The sequence below is a fragment of the Roseateles sp. 22389 genome (genome assembly GCF_052044995.1).
Taxonomy (GTDB): domain Bacteria; phylum Pseudomonadota; class Gammaproteobacteria; order Burkholderiales; family Burkholderiaceae_C; genus Roseateles.
On sequence record NZ_JBQEOF010000005.1, the window covers coordinates 148,105 to 169,457 of the forward strand.

Below are 21,353 nucleotides of genomic sequence, written 5' to 3' on the forward strand. Positions count from 1 at the left end.
GGCTCCCTAGAATGTGCGGTTCCTCGTCTCCGTTCGAAACGCCCACATGTCTGTCGAGTCGCCCGCGGGGCTCCCCTCCGCCTGCCAGGTCCTCATCATCGGCGCCGGCCCCGCCGGCAGCGCCGCGGCGCGCTGGCTGGCCCGGGCGGGCGTGGACGTGGTGTTCGCCGACCAGCAGCCGCTGGGCCGCGACAAGGTCTGCGGCGACGGCCTGATCCCCGACGCGCACCAGGCGCTCGAGCGCCTGGGCCTGCTGGACCGGGTGATGGCCAAGGCGCAGCGCTCGGCGCACGTGGGCTGCGTCGGACCGCGCGGCGGCCGCATCGACGTCCCCGGCCACCTCGCCGTGCTGCCGCGCAGGCAGCTCGACGAGCTCCTCAACCTCGGCGCGCAGGAGGCCGGCGCGCGCTTCCTGGCGCCGGCGCGCTTCGAGGCGGCGCTCGAGGACGCCCAGGGCCGGGTGCGCGGCGCGCGCTTCTCGATCGAGGGCCAGCCGCACGAGATCGCCGCCGACTGGGTCATCCTGGCCACCGGCGCCGTGCCCAAGGCGCTGACGGCCGCCGGCATGTGCGAGCGTCACACGCCCAGCGGCGTCGCGCTGCGCGGTTATGTCCGCGCGCCATCGATGGTCGGCGAGATCAAGGCGCTCGAGGTCGTCTGGTGCAAGCCGGTGCAGCCGGGCTACGGCTGGATCTTCCCGGCGCCCGACGGCAGCTTCAACATCGGCGTGGGCGTCACCGACAGCCATCAGGACCTGGCCGGCAAGGGCCAGAAGAAGGACGTCAACCTGCGCGCCATCTTCGACGCCTTCGTCGCGCATTACCCGCCCGCCAAGCGCCTGATGGCCGAGGGCGAGCTGATCGGCGAACTCAAGGGCGCACCGCTGCGCTGCACGCTCAAGGGCGCGCGCTGGACCCGCCCCGGCCTGCTGGTGACCGGCGAGGCGGCGGGCTCGACCTACTCCTTCACCGGCGAAGGCATCGGCAAGGCGATGGAGACCGGCCTGCTCGCCGCCGAGGCGATCCTGGCCCACGGCACCGGTGTCGACGGCTTCGACGCCAAGGTCCGCACCCAGTACGAGCAGGGCCTGCGCGCGCTGCAGCCCAAGTACGACCTCTACGAGCGCGGCAACCGCGTCAACCGCTTCCCGTGGCTGGCCGACCTGCTGATCTGGCGCGCGAAGAAGAGCCCGCGCCTGCTGCAGCGCATGAGCGGCGTGCTCAACGAGACCAGCAACCCCGGCAACCTGGTGAGCCTGAAGGGGATCACGCGGCTGTTCCTCGAATGAGCGCCGCGACCTGAGCCTGGAGAGACCGCGATGTGCCAGCTGATGGGCATGAACGCCCGCCGACCGACCGACGTCATGTTCAGCTTCGCCGGACTCGCCACGCGGGCCCATGAGCACAAGGACGGCTTCGGCATCGCCTTCTTCGAGGGCCGCGGCCTGCGGCACTTCGTCGACCACCACAGCGCGCGGGTCTCGCCGCTGGCCGAGCTGGTCAAGACCTACCCGATCCGCAGCGACGTCGTCATCGCCCACATCCGCAAGGCCACGCAGGGCGTGGTCTCGCTGGAGAACACCCACCCCTTCGTGCGCGAGCTCTGGGGCCGCTACTGGGTGTTCGCGCACAACGGCGACCTGAAGGGCTTCGCGCCCCGGCTGCACGCAGCCTTCAAGCCGGTCGGACAGACCGACAGCGAGCAGGCCTTCTGCTGGCTGATGCAGGAACTGGCGAAGGCCCACGCCAACATGCCGGCCATCGAGGAACTGAACCACACGCTGCGCGAGCTGCTGCCCCAGCTCAACCGCCACGGCACCTTCAACATGCTGCTGTCCAACGGCCAGGCGCTGTGGGCCCACGGCTCGACCAAGCTGCATTACCTGCTGCGCCAGCCGCCCTTCGGCCACGTGACGCTGCAGGACGAGGACCTGAGCGTCGACCTGTCCGCCAAGACCACCGAGGACGACCGCATCGCCATCGTCGCCACCGAACCGCTGACGCGCGGCGAAGCCTGGGTGCCGATCGAGCCCGGCACGCTGAAGGTGTTCCTGGGCGGCGAACCGCTCTGCTGAGCCCAGGCTGCGGGCCAGTCGTCCCCGCCAACCGCCATTCGCCGCATCCGGCGGCCTGCCCCGCACCCCTGGCCTAGACTCGCCCCATGACCTCGCCCAGCGCTCCCGCCGAAGCCGCCGCCGTCGTGCCGGCCAAGCCCGCCGCCGAAGCCGGCGCCGGGGTCCGCTTCGACTGGGCCTACTGGCTGTTCCCCGGCCCGCGCCGCCGCTTCTCCGAGGCCGAGATCGCGCGCTCCGGCCTGAAGGGCTGGTCCAGCGGCATCGACTGCTACGTGATGAGCAACGTGCTGGTGCTGGGACTGGTCTTCTACACGATGCTGCCGCGCCACCTGGCGCACGTGATCCTGATCGGCGGGCTGGCGATGGCGTCGCTGGGACTGGGCGTCGGACGCTGGCTGTGGCGCCAGCCCACGCGCACCCGCTTCAACGGCGCCACGCTGGCGCTCAGCATCCTGATGGTGCTGATCACGCTGGTGATGGTGAAGCTGGGGTACCGCGACGAGGCGCGCGACCTGCTGCCCTTCGCCGCCGGCGGCATGACGCTGACGGTCTCGTCCTGGTGGTTCCTGACGCTGTACCGCACGCAGCAGCTGGGCGCGCGGCTGGCCGAGCTCGACGCCCAGGACGAACGCATCGCGATGGCGCAGCGGCTGGCGACGGCGCAGATCCAGCCGCATTTCCTCTTCAACACGCTGGCCTCGCTGCAGCACTGGGTCGACACCCGCGACGACCGCGCCGGCCCGATGCTGCGCTCGCTGACGCGCTACCTGCGCGCGACGCTGCCGATGTTCGAGCAGGACCGGCTGCCGCTCGAGCAGGAACTGCAGATCGTGCGCAGCTACCTGGACATCATGCAGGCGCGGCTGGGGCAGCGGCTGAGCTGGTCGCTGGACGCGGACGCCGGGTCGGCCGCCATGATCGCCGGCGCCAGCCTGCCGCCGGGCACGCTGCTGACGCTGGCGGAGAACGCGATCACGCACGGCATCGAGCCCAGCCTGAGAGGCGGCCACATCGCCGTGCGGGTGAAGGCGGCGGACGGCCGGCTGCGGCTGGAGGTGCAGGACGGCGGCCAGGGCCTGACGCCGGGCGCCTGCGACGGCCTGGGGCTGGCCAACACGCGGGAGCGGCTGCAGGCGCAGTTCGGCCCCGAGGCCCGGCTCGGCCTGGAGCCCGCGCCGGACCAGGCGCCCGGCTGCCTGGCCTGGGTCGAGCTGCCGACCGCCTGAGCGCGGCGCGCGACACGGCGCCCCGCCTCGCGGCAGGACAAGGACACATCGAGGGGAGAACAACGCATGACGAAGATCCGCACGCTGATCGCGGACGACGAGGAAGGCCCGCGCGAGCAGCTGCGCGCCGCGCTGGCACGACTGGCGCCGGAACTGGAGATCGTGGCCGCCAGCGTCAACGGCTGCGACGCCTGGGACGACTGCCTGGAACATGAGCCGCGACTGTGCTTCCTCGACATCCGGATGCCCGGCATGTCGGGCCTGGAGGTGGCACAGCGCCTGGCGCAGCTGGCGGAGCCGCCGCGCGTCGTCTTCGTCACCGCCTATGGCGACCACGCGCTGTCGGCCTTCGAGGCCGGCGCGGTCGACTACGTGCTCAAGCCGGTGGAGGACGCCCGCCTGGAGCACTGCCTGCAGCGCCTGCGCCAGCGTCAGGCCCAGGGCGCCGCCGGGACGGACGGCGCGGACGGCGCGTCGGAAGCCGGGGCCCCGCTGCCGGCGATGCCGGCCGCGACACTCGAGCTGCTGCGCCAGCTGCTGCCGGCCCAGCGCCCCGCGATGCGCCCCATCCAGGCCAGCCAGGGCCGCGAGATCCAGTTGATCGCGCCCGACGACATCCTGTTCTTCCAGAGCGACAGCCGCTACACCCGGGTGGTCCACCGCGACGGCGAAGCCTGGATCCGCACCGCGCTCAAGGAACTGCTGAGCGACCTCGATCCCTCGGTGTTCTGGCAGGTGCACCGCTCGGTGCTGGTCAACAGCCGCTTCATCGCCAGTGCGACGCGCGTCGACGAGAACACGATGCAGTTGTCGCTGAAGGGCTGCGCGGAGAAGCTGCCGGTCTCGCGGCAGTTCCAGGGGCTGTTCAAGGGCCAGTGACGCCGGTTCGTGCGGAGGCGGGGCGCGGGAGGGGCGCCGTCGAGGTACAACGAAGGCTTCTTCCACGAGGCCCACGGCCTGACGGAGCCCACCCGCATGCGCAACGGCATCACGTCCTCGCGCGACCGGCGCGAACGCGGTCGCGATCCCCGAAACGGCACCGCGCGCGCCGCCCTGCTGCTGGCGATCGCGGCCTTGGGCGCGTCCCCGGTGCAGGCGCGCGTGACGCGCATCGTCATCGACGAGGTGACGCCGCTGATCGGCGAGCAGCGCGGCTACGAACGGCTGCGCGGTCGCGCCTTCGGCGAGCTCGACCCGGCCGACCCGCGCAACGCGGTGATCACCGACCTGCGCATGGGCGCGGACCCGGACGGCAAGGTGCGCTACGAGACGAACTGGGTGCTGACCCGCCCGGTCGGCCGCAAGGCCGCGAGCGGCTTCCTGTGGCACGACGTGCCCAACCGCGGCGGCGAGGTCCGGCTGCAGGCCGGCGAGCTGGCCGCGGGCGACATCGGCCTGCGCAGCGGCTGGCAGGCCGACAACGCCGGCAGCACCGGCGTGCCGCGCTGGCGCCCGGAGGCGGCGCGCCACCATTACGTCCGCGTGCCCATCGCCCGCGTCGACGGCGCGCCGGTGACCGGCACCGTGATGGCGCGCATCGTCAACCGCCGCGGCGCCGACTCGCAGCCGCTGCTGGTGCAGGGCAACCCGGTGCCCTACCTGCCGGTCTCGCTCGACACCTCGCGCGCCACCTTGACGATCCACACGCAGGAGACCGTCGACGGCCGCATCACCACGGCCGGCACCGTCGACCCGAAGGACTGGGCCTTCGCCCGCTGCGACGCCGGGCACCCATTCCCCGGCACCCCGGTCGACATCGATCCCACGCGCGCGCCGGACAACCTGCCGATCCACGTCTGCCTGCGCCACGGCTTCCAGGCGGACCGCGTCTACCAGCTGACCTACACGGCGGGCAACGCCTACGTGCTGGGCGTCGGCATGGCGGCGTTCCGCGACGTCGGCGCCTTCTTCCGCCATGAGAAGGCGGACGACGCCGGCACGCCCAATCCGATCGCCGGCCAGGTGCGTGGCAACGCGATCCGCGGCGTCTCCCAATCGGGAAACATGGTGCGGCAGTTCCTCTTCATGGGCCTGAACCAGGACGAGGCCGGCCGGCAGGTCCATGACGGCGCCTGGGCCATCATCGCGGGCCGCCGCGTCGCGGCGAACGCCCGCTGGGCGCAGCCCGACGGCGTGCTCGAGCTCTACCAGATGGGCAGCGAGGGCCCCCAATGGTGGGTCGACTGGCCGGACCGCGTCCGCGAGCTTCCCGCCAAGGGGCTGCTCACGCGTTGCACCGCCAGCAAGACCTGCCCCAAGGTGTTCGAGCATTTCGGCGCGGCCGAGGTCTATGCGCTGAAGCTCTCGCTCGAATGGGTGGGGTCGTCGGCCGATGTCGACATCCCGCTGGCGCCGGACGTGCGCCGCTACTACGTCGCCGGCAGCCCGCACGGCGGCGGGGTGGGCGGCTTCCGGCACGCGGGCGGGGCGACGCCGTTCAGCTGTCCGGGCAACCAGTTCGGGCAGGCGACGCTGGCGCCGAACCCGGTGCCGCATCGCGAGCTGCGCAACCTGCTGAGCGCGGCGATGCGCGACTGGGTGCTCAAGGGAACGCCGCCGCCGCCGAGCCGCTATCCGACGCTGGCGCGCGGCGAGCTGGTCGATCCGACGCGCGAGGCCATGGGCTTTCCGCCCGGCGTGCCGGGTATTCCGGACAGCGTCTTCAGGCCCGAGAACTTCGTGTTCCCGGTCTTCGATTACGACTGGGGGCCGGGCTTCGATCGCGTCGAAGCCGCGGGCGTGCCGGATCGCATCCCGCCGACGATCCGCCGCGTGCTGCCGGCCAAGGTGCCGCGGGTCGACGCCGACGGCAACGAGGTCGGCGGCCTGCCGACCGTGCTGACGATGGCGCCGCTGGGCACCTACCTGGGCTGGAACATCACGGCCAACGGCATCCACGCCGGCCAGGTGTGCAACTACGCCGGCGGCTATGTGCCGTTCGCGCGCACCCGCGCCGAGCGCGAGGCCAACGGCGATCCGCGCCTGTCACTGGAGGAGCGCTACGGCGATCACGCCGGTTATGTCGCGGCCGTGCGGAAGGCCGCGGACCGCGCGATGGCGCAAGGCTTCCTGCTGAAGGCCGACCGTGAGCGGCTGTTGAAGGAGGCAGCGGGCAGCGACGTGCTGCGGTGAGGCCGCTCACGAAGCCATCGAGACCCCTCTCCCGCGGCGCCAGAGAGCGAGAGAGAGGGGGGCGAGGGCTCCCGGCGGTCCAGCCCCTCAGCGAGCCGCCGTCTGCGCGGGCGCCTCGCCGTCGATGCCGCCGGCCAGCGCCTTGTAGACGCCCACCAGCGAGGTCGCGGCCGCCGTCTGCGACTGCGCCAGCTGGTTGCGCGCGGTCAGCAGTTCCCGTTCGGCGTCGAGCACCGCCAGGAAATCGCTGATGCCGACCTTGAAGCGCTCGCGCGCGATGTTGGCGGCGCGCTCCGCCGACACGGCCGCGTCGAACAGCGCCTGCGCCTGCTGCTGGCTGCGGTTGTAGGTCACCAGCGCGCCCTCGGTCTCCTCCAGCGCAGCGAGCACGGTGCGCTCGTAGCTGGCGAAGGCCGCTTCGTTGCGCGCATCCGCCGCCGCGATCTGCGCGCGGATGCGGCCGAAGTCGAGCAGGTTCCACACCAGCTGCGCGCCCAGGTTGTACGCATAGGCCGGCCCGTCGTTGAGGTCGCCGATGCGCGAGGCGTTCTGCCCGATCGTGCCGCCCAGCGTGATGCGCGGGAACATCGCCGAACGCGCCACGCCCACGCGCGCCGCCGCGGCCGCCACCTGCGCCTCGGCCGCGCGCACGTCGGGCCGGCGGCGCAGCAGGTCCTCGGGCGTGCCGATGCGGTCCAGCGCGATCGTCTTCAGGCCCGGCAGCGGCTTGACGTCCGACAGCTCCACGTCCAGCGCCGTCGGCGGCTGGCCGGTCAGCACCGCCAGGCGATAGCGCGTGCGCGCCAGCGCCATCTCCAGCGCCGGGATCGTCGCGGCGGTGCTCTGGACCAGCGCGCGGGCGCGCTCGGTGTCGAAGCCGGTGCCCCGGCCCGCCTCCTGGCGGCCAGCCACCAGCTTCAGCGCGCCCTGCTGCGTGTCCAGCGACTGCTGGGCCACGCGCAGCTGCTCCTGCAGGCCGCGCAGCTCGAAGTAGTTGCGCGCCACTTCCGCCGCGACGCTGACCTGCGCCGACCGCAGGCCCGCCTCGCCGGCGAGCAGGTCGGCCGCGGCGGCCCGGCGTTCGTCGGACAGGCGACCGAAGAGATCGGCTTCCCAGCGCACGTCGAAGCCGACCGAGAACGCGTTGTTGGTCTGCGGGTTGCCTTGATAGTCCGGCGCCCGCACCCGAGCCGCGCCGGCGTTCAGGTCCACCGTCGGGAACAGCTGCGCGTCGGCGAAGCGCGACAGCGCACGGGCCTCGCGCAGGTTGGCCGAGGCCACGCGCAGGTCGGTGTTGGCCTGNCACCAGGGCGTCCAGCCCGGCGTCGTTGAAGCCCTGCCAGAAGCGGCCCACCGGCGCCTGCGCCAGCGTGCCGGCATCGCCCTGCGGCGCGTTGGCGAAACCGGACGCCAGCGGCACCTCGGACTTCTTCGGCGCCGGCGCCGTCGAGCACCCGGTCAGCGCGANTCAGAGAGACTCGGAAGAACATCATGCGTGCCCCTTCGGCGAAGTGCCCTTGGGCGGGTCGGCGTCGTCGACGCCCGGGTGGAACGGGTGCGCGGCGGCATCGATCTGGTGACGCAGCTCCACCGCATGGGCGCGCTGCTTCTCGGTGCCCTTGCGCAGCAGCGAGTAGAAGACCGGCGTCAGGAAGATGCCGAACAGCGTCACACCCACCATGCCCGAGAACACCGCGATGCCCATCGCGCGGCGCATTTCGCTGCCGGCGCCCGAGCCCAGGATCAGCGGGATCACGCCGGCGCAGAACGCGATCGAGGTCATCAGGATCGGGCGCAGACGCATGCGGCAGGCGTGGATCACGGCATCGATCATGGATTCACCGCGCTCCTCGAGTTCCTTCGCGAACTCGACGATCAGGATCGCGTTCTTGCAGGCCAGGCCCACCAGCACCACCAGCGCCACCTGCGTGAAGATGTTGAGGTCCCCCGCCTGCATGAAGGGCGGGAAGTGCGACAGCCAGACCCCGAACAGCGCCGACAGGATGCACATCGGCACGATCAGGATGATCGCCAGCGGCAGCGTCCAGCTTTCATACTGCGCCGCCAGCACCAGCACCACCAGCAGCACCGAGATCGCCAGCACCGCCGCCATCGTCGGGATGGAGAAGCTGCCGGCCTTGATGTCGCGGGTGAGCCGGTCCTGGTAGGTGAGCTCGGTCCACTCGTAGGTCATGCCGCGCGGCAGGTTCTTCAGGCGCTGTTCCATCTCCGCCTCGGCCTGGCCGCTAGAGAAGCCGGGCTTCGCCGCGCCGTTGATGTCGGCGCTCGGGAAGCCGTTGTAGCGCGTCACGCGCGTCGGGCCGAAGGTCGGATCGACGTTCATCAGCGCGCCCAGCGGCACCATCTCGTTGCGCTCGTTGCGCGTCTTCAGGTCGGTGATCGCGCTGGCGTTGGCGCGGAAGGGCGCATCCGCCTGCACGATGACCTGGTAGGTCTTGCCGAAGCGGCTGAAGTCGTTGACGTACAGCGAGCCCAGGTTGATCTGCAGCGTGTCGTAGATGTCCTGCAACCTCACGCCCATCTGCTTGGCCTTGGTCCGGTCGACGTGGGCGAACAGCTGCGGGACGTTGATGTCGTAGGTCGAGAAGGGCGTGCCGATGCCGCTCTTCTGGTCGCCGTAGATCGGCCCCAGCGTGCCCCAGACGGCGCCGTAGAGCGCCTGTTCGCCCAGGCCGTTGCGGTCCTGCACCTGCACCTTGAAGCCGCCCGCGTTGCCCAGGCCGTCCACCGCCGGCGGCGGCACGACGAACATGCGCGCGCCCTGGATCTGCTGGATCGCGCCGTTGACCTTGCCCAGGATCGCGTCCTTGGACAGGTCGGCCGAGGTGCGCTTGTCGAAGTCGTCCAGGCCGAAGAACACGATGCCTTCGTTGGGCGCGGCCGAGAAGCCCGCGATCGACAGGCCCGGGAAGGCGATCGAATCACGGATGCCCGGCACCTTCAGCGCGATGTCGCTCATGCGGCGGATCACTTCGTCGGTGCGGTCCAGCGTGGCGCCGGCCGGCAGCTGCGCGATGCCGATCAGGTACTGCTTGTCCGGCGCCGGCACGAAGCCCGACGGGATGCGCGTGAACAGCAGCGCCGTCAGGCCCAGCAGCACGGCGTAGACGATCAGCGCGGCCGACTTGCGGCGCAGGATGCCGGTGACGCCGCGGCTGTAGCCCTCGCTGCGGCGCTGGAAGAAGCAGTTGAACCAGTGGAAGAACCGGCCGAACAGCTTGTCCATCACCTTCATGATGGGGTCCTTGGGCGCGTCGTGCGGGCGCAGCAGCAAGGCCGCCATCGCGGGCGACAGGGTCAGCGAGTTGAACGCCGAGATCACCGTCGAGATCGCGATCGTGACCGCGAACTGGCGATAGAACTGGCCCGACAGGCCCGGGACGAAGGTCAGCGGGATGAACACCGCGCACAGCACCAGCGCGATCGCGATGATGGGCCCGGAGACCTCCTGCATCGCCTTGATCGTCGCCGCGTGCGGCGTGAGGCCGTCCTCCAGGTTGCGCTCCACGTTCTCGACGACCACGATCGCGTCGTCGACCACGATGCCGATGGCCAGCACCAGGCCGAACAGCGTCAGCGTGTTGATCGAGTAGCCCAGCAGCAGCAGCACCGCGAAGGTGCCCACGATGGACACCGGCACCGCCAGCAGCGGGATGATGGACGCGCGCCAGGTCTGTAGGAAGATGATCACCACCAGCACGACCAGCAGCACCGCCTCGATCAGGGTGTGGATCACCTTCTCGATGGAGGTGGCGACGAAGCGCGTCGGGTCATAGACGATGTCGTAGCTGACGCCGGCCGGGAAGTTGGCCTTGAGCCGCTCCATCGTCGCGCGCACGTCCTTGGAGATGTTCAGCGCGTTGGACTGCGGGGCCTGGAAGATGCCGATACCGACCGCTTCCTTGTTGTTGAGCAGGCTGCGCAGCGCGTAGGTGCCGGGGCCCATCTCGACGCGGCCCACGTCGCGCACGCGCACCAGACCGCCGGTGGCGGTGTCGGTGCGGATGATGACGTCGGCGAACTCTTCCTCGGTGACCAGGCGGCCCTGCGTGTTGATCTGCAGCTGGAAGTCGGTGCCCTTGGGCGCCGGCGGCGCGCCGACCACGCCGGCGGCGACCTGCGTGTTCTGCTCACGGATCGCGTTGGTGACGTCGGTGGCGGTGAGGCCGCGGCCGGCGAGCTTGGCCGGATCCAGCCAGATGCGCATCGCGTAGTCGCCCGAGCCGAAGACCTGCACCGAACCCATGCCCTGCACGCGCAGCAGCTCGTCGCGCACCTGCAGCTGCGCGTAGTTGCGCAGGTACAGCGCGTCGCGCGAGTTGTCCGGGCTGACCATGTGCACCACCATGGTCAGGTTGGGGCTGGACTTCTCGGTCGTCACACCGATCTGCCGAACGATGTCGGGCAGGCGCGGCAGCGCGCGGTTGATGCGGTTCTGCACCGCCGTCTCCGCGGCTTCCGGATTGGTGCCGATCTTGAAGGTCACCGTCAGCGTCATGCCGCCGTCGGCGGTGGCCTGGCTGTCGAAGTACAGGACGTTTTCCAGGCCGTTGATCTGTTCCTCGAGCGGCGTGGCCACCGTCTCGGAGATCACGCGCGGGTTGGCGCCGGGGAACTGGGCGCGCACGACGACCTGCGGCGGCGCGACCTCGGGGTACTCGGAGATGGGCAGCCGGAAGATCGCCAGCAGGCCCACCAGGAAGATGAAGATCGAGAGGACCGACGCGAAGCGCGGCCGCTCGATGAAGAAGCGGGAGATATCCATGAACGACCTCGCGCCGGGTTACTTCGACGCGGCCGGGGCGGCGGGAGCGGCGCCTTGCGGCGGGGCGACCGCGCGGCCCTTGTCGTCGAGCTTGGCCTGCTGCGGCGTGACCGGCGCGCCGGGCATCGCATGCTGGAGGCCGTCGATGATCACCAGCTCGCCGGGCTTGATGCCCTGCACCGCGCGGTAGCCGTCGAACTGGGCGCCGACGACCACCGGCCGGGGCGCCACGATGTTGTTGGCGCCGACCACCATCACGACCTTGTTGGCCTGGTCGGTGCCGATGGCGCGGTCGGGGATCAGCGTCGCGGTGTAGCTGCCGGTGCCTTCGAGCTTGACGCGGGCGAACAGGCCGGGCGTGAAGGCGCCGTCCTTGTTGTCGAAGACGGCGCGGCCGCGGATGGTGGCGGTGGCCGGGTTCAGGCGGTTGTCGACGAAGTCCATGCGGCCTTCATGCGGGTAGCCCTGCTCGTTGGCCAGGCCGAGGTGGACCTTGCTGGCCTGCTCGCGCTTGGCGCCACCGGCGCGGGCGGCGGCGGCGTACTTCAGGAAGGTGGCCTCGCTGGCGTCGAAGTAGGCGTAGACCTTGTCGCTGGAGACGACGGTCGTGAGCACGGGCTCACCCACGTTGACCAGGTTGCCGGGCGTGACGTTGGCGCGCGAGCTGCGGCCGGTGACCGGGGCGCGGACCTGGGTGAACTCCAGGTTCAGCCGGGCCTGGGTCACCGCGGCCTCGGCGGCGCGGATGTTGGCGTCGTTGTTGCGGACGGCGGCCTTGAGCTGGTCGATCTCCTGCTGGCTGACGCCCTGGATCGAGACCAGCTTCTCGGCGCGGCCGAGGTCCGACTTGGACAGTTCGGCGGCGGTGCGCGCGGCGGCGAGCTGGGCCTCGGCGCGGGCGACCTCGGCCTGGAAGGGCCGGGGGTCGATGGTGAAGAGCGGTTCGCCCTTCTTGACCACCTGGCCCTCGCGGAAGTGCACCTTGTCGAGCGTGCCGGCGACGCGGGCGCGGATCTCCACGGTGTCGGGCGCTTCCAGGCGCGCGGTGAATTCATCGAAGTCCTGGACTTCGCGCGCGATCGCCGGGGCGACCGTCACGGGCGGGGGGCCGCCATGCTGTTGTTGTTGATCCTGTTGTTGTCCGCAGGCGGTCAGCAGCAGCGCCACGAAGGCGCCAGCGACGGCATTGCGATGGAAAGACGGTCCGACCATGCATCACTCCCGAAAACGCCGGCGGCATCTGTTGCACCGCAGCGTGCGGCGGAATGTAAGCGGTCGGTGAATGACCGCAAAGTGCCGAGGGCAATACCTGTCCCTAGCGCCCAGGGCTTGTTGAGACGTCATTGACTGCCTGGGCAAGGTTGTGCGCAAGTCTCGTCGGGATGGATGCCGGAAAACGTCAGGAGGATTGGGCAAGGATGCCGGACTCCCTCTGAAAAAGGGCGGTCGGGACGCCCGAAGGAGGAGCGCGCCTTCTAGGGATTGAAGCGCGGCGTGTTCGAAGCGGGTGCGAGCAGCCGCCGTCGTGGCGCGGGGAAACTGACCCGGAACGGTGCATCGCGGACGCTTGCGCCAGCATGACGCCCCTGTACGAAGGCATGGGCGCGAGGACGCCAAGAGATAGGTCGAACAGTCGGCAGCAGCCGTTGACCGAAGAGCGCGGAGTTCAGGACAGTCGCTTGGGCGGTCGCTTGGCCTCGTGAATCGCTGCTTGAAGCCGCCGACGGAGCGCGTCGTTGGTGAGATCCAGACGCCCTCGGCGAGGGTGAAGCGGCAACTTGCCAGGCGCCGGTGCAAACCATTCATCGTCGAAGGGCAGCGCATGCCGATTCACGAGGTCGAACTTGGTCGGCTTCACGAGACCTGTCTTCGCACTTGGCTCAACCACGAATTCGCCAGGAAACAGCATGTTCGTGCGGCGAGAGGTCGCGTACGCCACCACGACCACGCTGCCCTTCGGCTCTTCAACGGCCTCTTCGACCTGAAGAACAAGGGCCGGCCGCTCCTTGGGTCCCGGTACGCCGACGTGTTCGGGAAACCGGCACTGAACGATGTCGCCGGACTTGGGCCGCGGCGTCCAATACATGCGGCCTCACAGCAGGGTGTCCAGCACCTTGCCGCGGCGACGGGGCTCCGCCTTGGCGATCGCTTCGTGATGCTTCTTCGTGAGCGGCATGAACTTCTCCAATTCCTCTTCGTTGAACACCTCGTCCCTCAAGCGCGCGAGCGCAAACAGGACGGTCTGGGTTTCGTTGAAACCGAGCTTCTTGGCCATGGCACGCAAGGCGTCTCTCGACACCGTCGTGAGCGTGTCTTCCTTGAAGTTCAGCTTCAGCGCTTGTTGACTCGTGGCGGATGGCATGAGAGCTCCGTAGGGTATGGGGGTGCGGGATACATAAACAATAGCCAATCCTTATGTATCGCTCAAGCGGAGCGCCTTCCCTCGCGGGCAAGAAAAAACCCGGGCAAGCCCGGGTTCTTCGAGGGGGCGAACCCATCCGGGCTCGCGAGGAGCGTGCTCAATGCACCCCGTGCATCAGCTTCTTCATCCACGGGCTCAGCAGCATCAGCAGCACGCCGGCGGCGGCCGGGATGATGGTGAAGATCAGGAAGAAGGTGGACATCGAATAGGTCGACGAGATCGCGTCGATGTAGGAGCCCGTGGCGCCCGCGATCTTGTTGGCGATCGCCGCGTTGACGAACCAGACGCCGAACATCAGGCCCAGCAGCCGCGCCGGCGCCAGCTTGGAGATGTAGGACAGCCCCACCGGCGACAGGCACAACTCGCCCATCGTGTGCAGCAGGTAGGCCAGCGTCAGGAAGATCATGCTGACCTGCGCCGTCTTCGCGCCCGCCGGAATGCCCGACGCGCCATACGACAGCGCCGCGAAGCCCAGGCCCAGCAGCACCAGGCCGACACCGAACTTCACCGGACCGCTCGGGTTCCAGTGACGCTCCCACATCTTGCTGAACATCGGCGCCAGGATCACCAGGAAGAAGGAGTTCAGCACCCCGAACCAGGTGGCCGGAATCTCCGATTGCTCCATCTGGAACTCACGCCCCAGCATCCACAGCGACAGCCCCCAGATCAGCGCCAGCGCCACCACCAGCAGGCCGTTGGACAGCGCGTACTTGCCTTCGGTGCTGCGGGAAAGCTTGACCAGCAGCCAGCTCAGGATCGCCACCGGGATCAGCGTCATCAGCGAATTGACGATCTTGAACACCAGCCCGCTGGTGCCCACCAGCGCGCGGTCGGTGTAGTCCGCCGCGAAGATGGTCATCGACCCGCCGGCCTGCTCGAAGGCGAACCAGAAGAAGATCGTGAAGAACGAGAACACGCCGATCGCGATCAGGCGGTCGCGCACGATGTGCGCCGGCGTGTCGTCCTGCGGCTCGCTCGCGTCCACCATCGGCGCGTCCTTGCTCGGCGCGCCGCCGATGTCGCCGAAGATGCCCTGGCCGAACCAGAACTGCAGCGCGCCCAGGATCATGAAGATCGCCGCCAGGCCGAAGCCGTAGTGCCAGCCGATCTTCTCGCCGATGTAGCCGCACAGCGAGATGCCGAAGAACGCGCCCGCGTTCACGCCCATGTAGAACAGCGTGTAGCCGCCGTCGCGCTGGCCCTCGTTGTCCTTCGAGTACAGCTGGCCCACGATCGCCGAGATGTTCGGCTTGAACAGGCCCGTGCCCAGGATCACCAGCCCCAGGCCGACATAGAAGGTCGCCTTGGTGTCGAAGAACAGCGCGATGTGGCCGGCCGCGATGATGAAGCCGCCCAGCACCACCGAGCGCCGCGTGCCCAGCATTCGGTCCGCGATGTAGCCGCCGATGATGGGCGTCAGGTAGACCAGCATCGTGTACCAGCCGTAGAGGCTGGTGGCTTCCTCGCGGGTCCAGCCCCAGCCGCCCTTGGTCGTGGCCGAGATCAGGTACAGCACGAGCAGCGCCCGCATGCCGTAGTAGGAGAACCGTTCCCACATCTCGGTGAAGAACAGGACGAACAGGCTGTTGGGCTGGCCGAGGATGGTCTGCCGCGCTCCGGGAGTTTGAATTGTGTTCAAACGACGCTCCGTGATGGATCGCTGAGGGATCGATGACCCGGCGCTCCGGGTCACGGGAAACCGCGTTCCAGGGATCAGAACGCGTTTGCCGCTGGTCCAGGCCCCGGACCGGTCGATCCCTTGGGGCCCGCCAGCGGCAGGCGCGCCATTGTCAGCGAAAGGTCAGCTTCAACCGCCGCCTCGGGATTAGGGCTCACCCTAGGTCGCGCGGACCTTCCCCAACGCCATCGCACGGCGTCCATGCCCGGTTCACGCCGCGTCGACGGCTCAGGGGCGCTCCTCGCACAGCAGCCGCAGGCCGTTGAGCACCACCAGCAGGCTGGCGCCCGCGTCGGCCAGCACCGCCAGCCACAACGAGCCGATGCCCGCCAGCGTGAGCGCCGCCACGATCGCCTTCAGGCCCAGCGCCACGACGATGTTCTGCTTGAGCACGGTCGCCACCCGCTCGGACAGGCCGATCAGCTCCGGCAGCTTGCGCAAATCGTCCTGCATCAGCGCGATGTCGGCCGTCTCCAGCGCGGTAGCGCTGCCGGCGGCGCCCATGGCGATCGCGATGTCGGCCCGCGCGAGCGCCGGCGCGTCGTTGACGCCGTCGCCGATCATCGCGACCGGCCCCTGTTCATCGGCCATCCGCGCGATCGCGTCGAGCTTGTCCTGCGGCAGCAGCGGCGCGCGCACCGCGTCCTCCGGCAGGCCGAGCCGGCCCGCCATCGCCACCGCGCTGGCACGCTGGTCGCCGCTGAGCATCGTCAGCGCCAGGCCGCGAGCGCGCAGCGTGCGCAGCACCTCGGCGGCCTCGGGCCGTGGCGTGTCCGACAGCGCCAGCAGCGCCAGCGTCTGCGGGCCGCGCATCAGCCAGACCAGCGTGTGGCCCTGCGCCTGCAGCGAGCGGGCCGCCGATCGCGCTTCGTCATCGACGGCGCCGCGCTGCTCGGCCAGCCGCTCGTTGCCAAGGGCAAAGTCCTGCCCCTCCAGCTGCGCGGTCAGGCCCAGGCCGGGCAGGTTGCGCAGATGCTCGACCGGCTCCAGCGCCGTGCCCAGCCGCTGCGCGTGGGCCGCGACGATGGCCTGCGCCAGCGGATGCGCGCTGCCGGCGTCGAGCCGCGCGGCGAGATGCAGCGCCTGGTCGACGCTCACCGACGGGTACAGCGGCTGCACCGCCGCCAGCTGCGGCCGGCCTTCGGTCAGCGTGCCGGTCTTGTCGAAGGCCAGGGTCTTCAACTGCCGGGCGCGCTCGAGGTACAGCCCGCCCTTGATCAGGATCCCGCGCCGGGCGGCCGCGGCCAGGCCGCTGACCACGGTGACCGGCGTCGAGATCACCAGCGCGCACGGGCAGGCGATCACCAGCAGCACCAGGCCCTTGTAGACCCAGTCGCCCCAGGCGCCCAGGCCCAGCAGTGGCGGCAGCACCGCCAGCGCGACCGCCACCAGCACCACCGCCGGGGTGTAGACGCGGGCGAAGCGGTCGATGAAGGCCTGCGTCGGCGCGCGCTGCGACTGCGCCTGCTGCACGGCCGCGGCCATGCGGTCGAGCAGCGTGTGGCCCTTGTCCGCCGTCACCGCCATCTCCAGCAGGCCGTCGCCGTTGATGCTGCCGGCCAGCAGCGTGTCGCCGGGCGCCTTGTCGACGGGCATGGCCTCGCCGGTCAGCGCGGCCTCGTTCAGGCTGGAGCGGCCGCTGAGCAGCCGGCCGTCCAGCGGCACCCGCTCGCCCGGCGGCACGCGCACCCGCGCGCCGATCGCCACCTGCGCCGCCGGGACGGTGGTCCAGCGTCCGTCCTCGCCCTGGACCTGCGCGGTCTCCGGCGCGAGTTGTGTCAGCGCGCGGATCGCATCGCGGGCGCGGGCCAGGCTGAGGCTCTCCATCATCTCGGACAGGCCGAACAGCCACACCACCATCGCCGCCTCGGGCCACTGGCCCAGCACGATGGCGCCGATCACCGCCAGGCTCATCAGCAGGTGGATGTTGAGCGTCACGCTCTTGAGAGCGATCCAGCCCTTGCGCAGCGTCGGCAGGCCGCCGAGCAGCATGGTCGCCACCGCCAGCGCGATCACCAGCGGACCGGATTCGTCGAAGCCGGCGAAGGCCAGCGACTCCGCGGCGATCGCGGCCACGCCCGCCAGCGCCATGCGCCAGCGCAGCCCGGTCGAGATCGCCGGCGGCGGCGCGGGTGGCGCGGCGGCGGTGTCGACGGCCTCGGCGCTCATCCCGGCGGCCGAGATCGCGGCGCGCAGCGGGGCGTCGTCGGGCAGGCGGTGGTGGACGTCGAGCAGGCGATTGATCAGGTCGAACTCCAGGGCGACCACGCCGTCCTTGCCCTGCAGCTGCTTGCGCAGCAGGCCTTCCTCGGTCGGGCAATCCATGCCGGCGATGAAGTAGCGCTGCCGCGTCGTCCCGACCAGGGCTTCGGCCGAGACCCGCGGCGCGCGCTCGACGGCCACGTCGCCGTGGTGATGGTCGTGGTCGTGGTCATGGCTGTGACCGTGACCATGGCTGTGTCCGTGGTCATGCGCGTGAGCATGTCCGTCACCGCGTCCTTGATCGTGGCCCTGATGGGTCTGGCTCGCGGGCGCTGGCGCCGCCGGGTGACCGCAGCAGCCGCCGCAGGACGCCGCCGCGGGCTCGGGCGCGGCGGGACGGTGATCGTGTTCCTGATGTGCCATGGGGGTGGATTGGATAGTCTGTAGCCGCTCCAAGGTCAAGCGGCTATCCTGCCCGGCATGCGAATCGGCGAACTGAGCAAGTCCACCGGCGTGGACATCGAAACCATCCGCTTCTACGAGAAGAGCGGCCTGCTGCCGCCGCCCGCGCGCAGCGAGAACGGCTATCGCGACTACGCCCACGCCCATCTGGAGCGGCTCGCCTTCATCCGGCACTGCCGCGCGCTGGACATGTCACTGGCGGACGTCGCGCTGCTGCTCGACAGCCTCGGCAGCCGCGACCCCGAGGCCCTGGTGCAGGTGGATGCGCTGGTCGCCTCGCAGCTCGGCAAGGTCCGCGCCCGGCTCAAGAGCATGCAGGCGCTGGAGGCCCAGCTGGTCGCGCTGCAGAAGCGCTGCGACGCCGACCATGACCACCACGCCTGCGGCATCCTTGAGGAACTCGTGTCGGCAGCGCACGGCGAGGCCTGCGCCTGCCACCCGGAGGTCACGACGCCAGCGGCAGCGCGGCCCGCGTCAGCCGGTCCCGCAGGCGCGGCACCGCGAAATCGATGAAGGCGCGCAGCTTCAGCGGCAGGCGGCCCTGCGGCGCGTAGACCAGGTGCACCGGCCGCGGCGCGGCCTCGAAGTCCTCGAGCACCAGCCGCAGCCGCCCCGCGCGGACGTCCTCGTTCACCTGGTAGGACAGCGCCCGCACCAGCCCGGCGCCCGCGCGACCGGCGTCGAGCGCGGCATCGATGGTGTTGACGCTCACCCGAGATCGGAAGGCGCCAGTGCGCGCCACCCCGTCCTGGCGGAACGGCCAGACACCGCCGGTGGACACGCTCTCGAACGAAATCACGCGATGCCGCGCCAGTTCGTCCGGCGTGGCCGGCGCGCCGTGCGTGGCAAGGTAATCCGGCGCCGCGCAGACCACATGCCGGACCTCGCCGACCCGCGTCGCGATCAGGCCGCTGTCGGGCAGGGCGCCGATGCGCAGCGCGACATCGATCTGGTCGTCCAGGAAATGGGTGATGCGGTCGGTGAGCTTCAGGTCCACCGCGACGTCCGGATAGGCCTCCAGGAAGCCGGTCACCGTCGGCAGCAGGTGCAGGCGGCCGAACATCACCGGCGCGGTGACGATCAGGTCGCCTCGGGGCTCGGTGTATTCGCCGGCGGCGGCGCGCTCGGCCTCGTCGAGCTGCTCCAGGATGGCCTTGGCCGCTTCCACATAGGCCCGGCCCGCATCCGTCAACTCCAGCCCCTTGGCCGACCGGATCAGCAGCGCCGCGCGCAGGTGCTTCTCCAGGTCGGCCACCTTGCGGCTGAGGGTCGCCAGCGGCAGCCCGAGGCGACGGCTCGCCTTCGACAGGCTGCCGGCCTCCACCGCGGCGATCAGCATCGCCATTGCATCGAATCGATCCATCGGGTCCAGCGTGCGACAACCCTCCCGGATTTCGAGAGGTTTACTCCCGATCCTAGCGGCTTCCCGTGAAATCCGGGAAGCAAGAGACTGGGCGCCATGCCTTCCGACGCGGGTCGCCGACCCCGGGAACGGCGCCAGGAACCGTCATGAGCACCGCCCACGCCCACGTCCCCGCTCACGTCCCCGCACAAGCCTCCAACCCGGCCGCCGGAGCCTTCGCTGCCCCGGCCGCCGCGGTCTTCCACCGCCACGCCACCGTGCTGGGCCGCCAGGTCTTCTATCGCGAGGCCGGCGACCCCGCCGCCCCCACGCTGCTCCTGCTGCACGGCCTGCCGACCAGCAGCCGCATGTTCAATCCGCTGATCCCGCTGCTGGCGGACCGCTTCCACGTGATCGCGCCGGACTACATCGGCTTCGGCCATTCGGACGCGCCCTCGCCCGAGGACTTCGACTACAGCTTCGACCAGCTGGCGGCGCATGTCGCCGGCCTGGTGGACCTGCTGGGACTGAAGGCCTACACGCTCTACATGCAGGACTACGGCGGCCCGATCGGCTTCCGTCTGTTCCAGCAGCGCCCGGAGCAGGTGACCGGCTTCATCATCCAGAACGCCAACGCCTACCTGGATGGCGTGGGCGATGAGGCCAAGTCGGTGCTGCAGCCGCTGTGGGCCGGCCGCACCCCGGCGACCGAAGCGCCGGCGCGCCACCTCATCAGCCTGGAGGGAACGAAGTGGCACTGGCTGGTCGGCGCGCAGGACCCGGCGCGCATCGACCCGGACCACTGGCTCATCGACCAGGCGCTGCTGGACCGCCCCGGCATGCAGGAGGCCCACCTCGACCTGCTGGAGAACTACCGGACCAACGTGGCGCTCTACCCCGAATGGCAGGCCGCCTTCCGCCGGCATCGCCCGAAGACGCTGATCGTCTGGGGCCAGCACGATCCGATCTTCGTCCCGGCCGGCGCGCGGGCCTACCTGAAGGACCTGCCGGACGCGAAGCTGGTCTGGCTGGAAGGCGGGCACTTCGTGCTGGACGAGCATGCGCCGCGGGTGGCGGCCGAGATCCGCGCGACCTTCGGCTGAGCCTCAGCGCGGCATCGAGCGCGCGAACTCCTCCAGCCGCCGGCGCAGTTCATCCCGCAGCTGCCGCAGGGCCGGCGACAGCTGCGCGCGACCCGGCACGACGAGATGCAGCGGCGACGGGTCGCCGCGCCAGTGCGGATGGACGTGGACGAGCTGCCCGCTGGCGAGTTCCTGGGCCACGTCCGGCCACGACTTGTAGGCGATGCCCAGCCCGGCGAGCGCCCAGCGCTTGACCACCTCGCCGTCGTCGGCGACGCGCCGGCCGGCCAGCGGCAGGTTCACCGGCTCGCCGGCGATCGACACCGGCCAATGCGTGGGCACTTCGCCCGCGCGCAGGTAGCGCAGCGCCTCGTGGCGCGCCATGTCCTCGGGCGAGGTCGGCAGGCCGTGCAGCGCCAGGTAATGCGGCGCGGCGACGAGCACGCGGCGGCAATCGGGCAGCAGCGGCAGCGCGACCTGCGCGTTGCCGGCCGGTGGTCCGTAGCGCACGGCGGCATCGACCGGCCGGCGCAGCAGGTCGGTCAGCGGGTCGCCGATCTGCAGGCGCAGCGTCAGCGCCGGGTGGCGCTCCTGGAACTGCTCCAGCCACGGCAGCAGCACATGGCGGCCCAGGTCCGAGGGCACGGTCAGGTGCAGCACGCCGCTGAGCGCCTCGCGCCCGGCGAGCGCCTCGTCCCGCCCGTCGGTCAGGGCGCGCAGCGCCGCCCGCGCATGCGGCAGGTAGCGCTGGCCCTCGCCCGACAACCGCAGGCTGCGCGTGCTGCGCACGAACAGCGGAAAACCGAGCTGCTCCTCCATCCGCTTGAGCGCCGCGCTGGCCGCGGCCGGCGACCAGTCCAGCGCCTTGGCCGCCGCCGTGAGGTTGCCGAGATCGGCGATGCGCACCAGCAGTTCGAGGTCGGTGATCCGGGTCATCGTTCGATTTT

Annotated in this window: 16 protein-coding genes; 7 read left to right on the forward strand and 9 right to left on the reverse strand. The window is 70.5% G+C overall.

Annotated features, from left to right (window positions below; genetic code table 11):
* Positions 1-46: 46 nt before the first annotated feature.
* The 5 genes from ACTJKJ_RS09115 to ACTJKJ_RS09135 all read left to right on the forward strand — a co-directional run bounded on the left by ACTJKJ_RS09115 (position 47) and on the right by ACTJKJ_RS09135 (position 6,432).
* On the forward strand, positions 47-1,288 hold the full coding sequence (locus ACTJKJ_RS09115) for a geranylgeranyl reductase family protein (protein WP_440820234.1): 1,242 nt from the start codon (positions 47-49) through the stop codon (positions 1,286-1,288).
* A 30-nt stretch (positions 1,289-1,318) separates the two neighbouring features.
* Complete coding sequence (locus ACTJKJ_RS09120; protein ID WP_091730145.1) at positions 1,319-2,074, forward strand: class II glutamine amidotransferase; 756 nt, start codon at positions 1,319-1,321, stop codon at positions 2,072-2,074.
* 86 nt (positions 2,075-2,160) lie between these two features.
* On the forward strand, positions 2,161-3,300 hold the full coding sequence (locus ACTJKJ_RS09125; RefSeq protein ID WP_440820235.1) for a sensor histidine kinase: 1,140 nt from the start codon (positions 2,161-2,163) through the stop codon (positions 3,298-3,300).
* Positions 3,301-3,366: 66 nt separating this feature from the next.
* The gene (locus ACTJKJ_RS09130; RefSeq protein WP_091730137.1) at positions 3,367-4,179 is read left to right on the forward strand and encodes a LytR/AlgR family response regulator transcription factor; all 813 of its coding nucleotides are present in this window, start codon (positions 3,367-3,369) and stop codon (positions 4,177-4,179) included.
* 96 nt (positions 4,180-4,275) lie between these two features.
* Positions 4,276-6,432 carry an alpha/beta hydrolase domain-containing protein gene (locus ACTJKJ_RS09135; RefSeq protein ID WP_440820236.1) on the forward strand — a complete coding sequence of 719 codons (2,157 nt, stop codon included), beginning with the start codon at positions 4,276-4,278 and terminating at the stop codon, positions 6,430-6,432.
* A gap of 87 nt (positions 6,433-6,519) precedes the next feature.
* On the opposite strand, the gene ACTJKJ_RS09140 is transcribed toward ACTJKJ_RS09135, so the two are convergent.
* The 7 genes from ACTJKJ_RS09140 to ACTJKJ_RS09170 form a co-directional block, all read right to left on the reverse strand.
* Positions 6,520-7,812 carry an efflux transporter outer membrane subunit gene (locus ACTJKJ_RS09140; RefSeq protein ID WP_440820237.1) on the reverse strand — a complete coding sequence of 431 codons (1,293 nt, stop codon included), beginning with the start codon at positions 7,810-7,812 and terminating at the stop codon, positions 6,520-6,522.
* A 109-nt stretch (positions 7,813-7,921) separates the two neighbouring features.
* Complete coding sequence (locus tag ACTJKJ_RS09145) at positions 7,922-11,218, reverse strand: efflux RND transporter permease subunit (RefSeq protein ID WP_297380956.1); 3,297 nt, start codon at positions 11,216-11,218, stop codon at positions 7,922-7,924.
* Between the two features lie 18 nt (positions 11,219-11,236).
* The gene (locus ACTJKJ_RS09150; RefSeq protein WP_147242349.1) at positions 11,237-12,430 is read right to left on the reverse strand and encodes an efflux RND transporter periplasmic adaptor subunit; all 1,194 of its coding nucleotides are present in this window, start codon (positions 12,428-12,430) and stop codon (positions 11,237-11,239) included.
* Positions 12,431-12,884: 454 nt separating this feature from the next.
* The gene (locus ACTJKJ_RS09155; protein ID WP_183493363.1) at positions 12,885-13,304 is read right to left on the reverse strand and encodes a type II toxin-antitoxin system PemK/MazF family toxin; all 420 of its coding nucleotides are present in this window, start codon (positions 13,302-13,304) and stop codon (positions 12,885-12,887) included.
* Between the two features lie 6 nt (positions 13,305-13,310).
* Positions 13,311-13,580 carry a hypothetical protein gene (locus ACTJKJ_RS09160; RefSeq protein ID WP_147242347.1) on the reverse strand — a complete coding sequence of 90 codons (270 nt, stop codon included), beginning with the start codon at positions 13,578-13,580 and terminating at the stop codon, positions 13,311-13,313.
* Positions 13,581-13,737: 157 nt separating this feature from the next.
* On the reverse strand, positions 13,738-15,279 hold the full coding sequence (locus ACTJKJ_RS09165) for a peptide MFS transporter (RefSeq protein WP_440820238.1): 1,542 nt from the start codon (positions 15,277-15,279) through the stop codon (positions 13,738-13,740).
* Positions 15,280-15,546: 267 nt separating this feature from the next.
* Positions 15,547-17,943, reverse strand: coding sequence for a heavy metal translocating P-type ATPase (locus tag ACTJKJ_RS09170; protein ID WP_440820239.1), 2,397 nt, complete (start codon positions 17,941-17,943; stop codon positions 15,547-15,549).
* Between the two features lie 57 nt (positions 17,944-18,000).
* On the opposite strand from ACTJKJ_RS09170, the gene ACTJKJ_RS09175 reads away from it, so the two are divergent.
* Positions 18,001-18,495 carry a Cd(II)/Pb(II)-responsive transcriptional regulator gene (locus ACTJKJ_RS09175; RefSeq protein WP_440820240.1) on the forward strand — a complete coding sequence of 165 codons (495 nt, stop codon included), beginning with the start codon at positions 18,001-18,003 and terminating at the stop codon, positions 18,493-18,495.
* On the opposite strand, the gene ACTJKJ_RS09180 is transcribed toward ACTJKJ_RS09175, so the two are convergent.
* Positions 18,428-19,345 carry a LysR family transcriptional regulator gene (locus ACTJKJ_RS09180; RefSeq protein ID WP_440820241.1) on the reverse strand — a complete coding sequence of 306 codons (918 nt, stop codon included), beginning with the start codon at positions 19,343-19,345 and terminating at the stop codon, positions 18,428-18,430. The genes ACTJKJ_RS09175 and ACTJKJ_RS09180 overlap by 68 nt on opposite strands.
* A gap of 146 nt (positions 19,346-19,491) precedes the next feature.
* Between ACTJKJ_RS09180 and ACTJKJ_RS09185 the strand changes: the two genes are divergently transcribed.
* Positions 19,492-20,427, forward strand: coding sequence for an alpha/beta fold hydrolase (locus ACTJKJ_RS09185; RefSeq protein WP_091730098.1), 936 nt, complete (start codon positions 19,492-19,494; stop codon positions 20,425-20,427).
* A gap of 3 nt (positions 20,428-20,430) precedes the next feature.
* On the opposite strand, the gene ACTJKJ_RS09190 is transcribed toward ACTJKJ_RS09185, so the two are convergent.
* Positions 20,431-21,342, reverse strand: coding sequence for a LysR family transcriptional regulator (locus ACTJKJ_RS09190; protein ID WP_343607999.1), 912 nt, complete (start codon positions 21,340-21,342; stop codon positions 20,431-20,433).
* Positions 21,343-21,353: the final 11 nt, after the last annotated feature.